3 protein-coding genes and 1 pseudogene are annotated in these 4,738 nt (G+C 52.3%); 2 read left to right on the top strand and 2 right to left on the bottom strand.

Features of this window, described 5'->3' with window-relative positions:
- Positions 1-552: pseudogene (locus WBV27_RS11505) on the top strand (phosphoketolase); the annotation flags it as partial.
- 142 nt (positions 553-694) lie between these two features.
- On the opposite strand, the gene WBV27_RS11500 reads toward WBV27_RS11505, so the two are convergent.
- On the bottom strand, positions 695-2,476 hold the full coding sequence (locus WBV27_RS11500; protein ID WP_424202194.1) for an ABC transporter ATP-binding protein: 1,782 nt from the start codon (positions 2,474-2,476) through the stop codon (positions 695-697).
- A complete protein-coding gene (locus WBV27_RS11495; protein ID WP_424202192.1) occupies positions 2,457-4,214 on the bottom strand; it encodes an ABC transporter ATP-binding protein in 1,758 nt (585 codons plus the stop codon). The genes WBV27_RS11500 and WBV27_RS11495 overlap by 20 nt, the downstream gene beginning before the upstream one ends.
- A 123-nt stretch (positions 4,215-4,337) precedes the next feature.
- Between WBV27_RS11495 and WBV27_RS11490 the strand changes: the two genes are divergently transcribed.
- Positions 4,338-4,738, top strand: a 401-nt coding sequence (locus tag WBV27_RS11490) for a cupin domain-containing protein (RefSeq protein ID WP_424202190.1), incomplete at its 3' end; no start/stop codon positions are given.

Raw genomic sequence — 4,738 nt, 5'->3', positions numbered from 1 at the left:
CCGGATGTCGTGATCGCAGCAGCGGGAACGGAACCGAACCTGGAGGCACTTGCCGCAGTCACAATCCTGCACAAGCAGTTCCCGGATCTGAAGATCCGTTTCATCAACATTGTCGACCTGTTGAAACTGCGCCATCCGGACGTGGATCCGCGCGGCTTGAGCGACGAGGCATTCGACGCCTATTTCACGGCGGACAAACCGATCGTCTTTGCCTTCCATGGTTTTGAAGGTTTGATCCGTGACATCTTCTTTGATCGCCACAACCATAACCTGCACATCCACGGCTACCGTGAGAACGGGGACATCACGACACCGTTCGACATGCGCGTATTGTCTGAGATGGACCGTTTCCACTTGGCGCAGGATGCGGCCAACGCCGTCTATGGCGAAGAAGCAGCAACCTTCTCGCAACGGATGACGGAAACGGTGGATTTCCATCACCGCTTCATCCGCGAGAACGGTGATGACATTCCGGAAGTCATGGAATGGAAATGGGAAGCTTTGGAAGGTGCGAGAGTAGCCAAAGAACTGATCGCAAACAAAGCGGACTAACGTAAGAGATTCCATTTAAATATCAAAAGATGCGTTTCCGCCATTGGAGCAGTTGCTCCAATGGTCGGCAGCGCATCTTTTTCGGATATATCCTGACTTTGATAAACAAATAAGCTGCCCCAAACGGGACAGCTTCAGTTCTTTACACGGCTTGCAACAGGTCGTATTGGGATTGGTAGAGATGGTGATACAAGCCTTTTTGGGCCATCAGCTCTTCATGGGTGCCTGCTTCGGCGATGTTGCCGCCTGCCACGTAGAAGATCTGGGAGCTGTTTTTGATTGTTGACAGCCGGTGAGCAATGATGAAGGAAGTCCGATCTTTCAGAAGTTTCTGGAGACCTTCCTGCAGTAGCTCCTCGGTCCGGGTGTCGATGCTGGCGGTCGCTTCATCGAGAATCAGGATCTTCGGATCGGCAAGCAGTGCCCGCGCAAAGGAGAGCAATTGCCGTTGGCCAGCCGAAAGGGTGCTGCCGCGCTCCTCCACGACGGTATGGTAGCCGTCCTTCAGGTGTTGGATGAAGTCGTGTGCGCGCACAACCTTCGCGGCTGCGATCACTTCCTCTTCGGTAGCATCAAGCTTTCCGTAGCGGATATTTTCCAGGATCGTACCGGAAAAGATGAAGGTATCCTGAAGCATGACGCCCATCTGGCTGCGCAAGGAATGGAGCGTTACTTCGCGGACGTCATGTCCATCGATCTTGACGCTGCCTTCGTTGATGTCGTAGAAGCGGGTCAACAGGTTGATGATCGTTGTCTTGCCCGCTCCGGTCGGCCCGACCAAAGCGATGCTCTGACCCGGTTCGATGTGGAAGTTGACCTTATGCAGAATATCTTTGCCGTCCTCATAGCGGAAGGTGACGTCCTCGAAGTCCACTGCTCCTGAGACCGATGGCAATTCGTAGGCATTCGGCGCATCCTGAATGGAAGGCACCTCATCCAATGTCTCGAAAATGCGTTCCAGATAGGCAGTCGCTGTGATCAAGGAATTATAGAAGTTGCCGATATTGATGACGGGATTCCAGAAATTGTTGATGTAGCCGATGAAGGCGATCAGTGTCCCTGTTGACACGGATACGCCGATCTGGCGGATGCCCACAAAATAGATCAGGCAGGTCGTCAGGACCGAAATGTTCAGTACCCCCGGCCACATCAGGAATTGGATTTTGACGGCTTTCATCCAGGAAGTCCGGTATTCCTCGCTGACTGCATTGAAGATGTCATAATTGACCTGTTCGCGGGCAAACGATTGGGTGATTTTGATGCCCGAAATGCTTTCGTGAATATACGCGTTGAGATTGGACTGTTTGTTGCTCAATATCTGAAAGGCTATCCGCTGACGCTTCTTGATGAACAGCACCAATCCGAACAGTACCGGCAGCAATGCCATACTATATAAGGTCAAGCGCACATCGATGAGGAGCATGAAGCCTAATGTGATCACTACGTTGAAAAGGTCGGATATCAAATTGATGAGACCGTTGCTCAGCAGGTCGCTCAGTGTATTGATGTAATTGACTACGCGGATCAGGATCTTGCCGTGGGGCCGGTTGTCGAAGTAAGCGAACGGCAAGCGCTGCAGATGCGCAAAAATATCGTAACGCATGTCCTTCAGAATATCCTGGCCGACTTCGGTGATGGCGTAGATCCGATAGCGCATGCACCCGCCGATCAGCACAAGTGAAAGGATGAAGAGTCCGCCCAGTCCCAGCAACTGTGGCGCGTTTCCTGCGGGTATCAGGTCATCGATTGCAATCTTTGTGAAATAAGGGCCTGCCATTCCGGCGATGTTTGCCAGAATGATGACAGCTAATATTTTTGAAATTGGTTTTTTGTAGGGCTTGATGTAGCCGGCCAAGCGCCGGTAGTGCCCCCAATTGAATTCTTGCTCCAAACTTTCATCGACATCATATGTATTGCGTGCCATTGGTTTCGCCTCCCGTCAATCCGAGTTGTTTGCAGTAAACGTCATAGTATTTGCCGCGCTCCGCCAACAATTCCGCATGGGTTCCTTGTTCGACCACCTTGCCTTTTTCCATCATCAGGATCAGATCCGCATCCCTTACCGACGAAATTCGGTGGGCGATGATGAAGGTCGTTTTGTTTTCCGTCAAGCCGAGCAATTCCTGCTGGATCTTCGATTCGGTTTCCATGTCGACTGCGGAAGTGGTGTCATCCAAAATCAGGATAGCCGGATCCTTCGCCAATGCCCGGGCCAAGGAAATGCGTTGCTTTTGCCCACCCGACAAGCCCACTCCGCGTTCACCGACGACAGTGGCGTATCCTTGGGGCATGCTGGTGATGAAGCCGTCCGCATCGGCAATCCGGGCCATCTGCTGGATATAGGAGTGATCCACCTGCGGATTGCCGAAAGCGATGTTGTCCTCGATCGTATCGGAAAACAGGAAGACGTCCTGCATGACCATGGCGATGTTTTCCCGCAACTGGCGGACCGGATAGTCCTTGGCATTTTTGCCGTCGATCAGGACGGTTCCCGAAGTGGGATCGTAGAATCTTCCCACCAGATTGACGAGCGTTGTCTTACCTGATCCGGTTTCGCCCAAGATCCCCAACGTCTGTCCGGGACCGACCGTAAAGGAGACATGCGACAGGATATCCGTTCCGGGGTCATCGGAGAAGGCGAAGGAGACGTCGTCGAACGTGACGTTCCCCTTGATCCGGAGGTGCTCCTCGGCAGCCGTGACCGGAATCCGCGCCTCCGTGTCCAGCATGTCGCGGATTTTGATGCAGGCAGCGGAGAAACGCTGCACATCATTGATAAGCCAACCGCTCATGCGCATCGGCATGTTCAGCATCCAGAGGAATCCATTGAAGGCGACCAGATCCCCCATCGACATTTCCCCGCGGATGACATACAGACCGCCGAGCACCAAAGCAATCGCGTTCAGTGTCCCGGCGAAGCCGTCGAGCCAAGGGAGATACGTGCGGGATACGGTGGCGGAATCCAGGTTGCGGCGCTTGAAGTCCTCGTTGTGCTTCGTGAATTTTTCGATTTCATGGTCTTCCCTCGCGAACGCTTTGACGATTCGGTTGCCGCCGATGTTTTCTTCCACCATCGAATTCAGCCGGGAGAAGCTTTCCCTGATCTGGAAAAACAGCGGGAAGGCCTTCCGGGACATCTTTTGCGTCAGGATGAAGATGATCGGCGTGACCGCCACCAATGACAGCATCAGCGGAAAGTGGATTGTGCCCATGACCGCGACAGCCATCACGAACCAGAGGATGCTCTCCAGGATATTGTAGGTGACCCAGGAAACGAAATGACGGATGGCGTCGGTATCACCGGTCATCCGGGCCATGATGTCCCCGACCCGGGTGTGGTTGAAGAAGTCGAAATCCAGCTCCTGCAGTTTCCGGTACATGTCCTGTCGCAGCACGAATAGGGAATTTTGGCCGATCCGCTCGAACAACATCTGATAGCTATAGCGGATGGTCGTCCGAAAGAGCGTGATGCCGATCATCAGATCCAAAATCGGCACCAACAAATCATCCTGCCCACCATCGATGACTTTATCGACCAATTCTCCCGCCAAGAGAGGATTGACGATGATCAGGAGGGCATTCAGGAAAACAAAAAATAAAGCCAGTAAGCCTTTGGATTTGTACGCCCGTGTGTAGCGCCAAATCCATTGATAATGATTCATAAGACAGTCCTCCTCAAAAAAAGTGTATGTTAACAGGTTACTGCTTTTTCGAGGAATGAGAATGGCTTTTCTTCGTCAGATTCCTGTACAATATAAGGGTATTCAACAGAAAGGACTTTTGCGATGGCCTATACACACGTTCAAACATTCAACCCTGAAATTCTGTATGCTTTCGATCCACTGAGTGAAGCCGGAAACTATTCCAAAACGCACAGCCACAACTTTCTGGAAATCAGCATCCTGCTGGAAGGGGAAGCTGATTATTTGGTGGACGGAATTCGTCAGGACTTGGGAACCGGCACCGTCATGCTGTTCAATCCGGGCGTGAAACATGCGGAAAGGCAAAAAGAGGGCACGTTTTCCCATCAATTGCATATCGGCTTGACGAACCTTTCGCTGAACGGGCTTCCGCGCAATCATTTCCCAAATAAGCGCGCTTTGCTGGATCTCGGCTGTTATGCGGATGCCTTTATGGAGAAGGCCTGGCGGGTGACGAAGGAGTTCAACGAGCAGCGGAGTGAATA

Origin of the sequence: Trichococcus sp. (assembly GCF_049589555.1) — a bacterium.
Classification (GTDB): domain Bacteria; phylum Bacillota; class Bacilli; order Lactobacillales; family Aerococcaceae; genus Trichococcus.
Note: the sequence above shows the minus strand (reverse complement) of the source record. Positions and strands in the feature narration are given on the sequence as shown.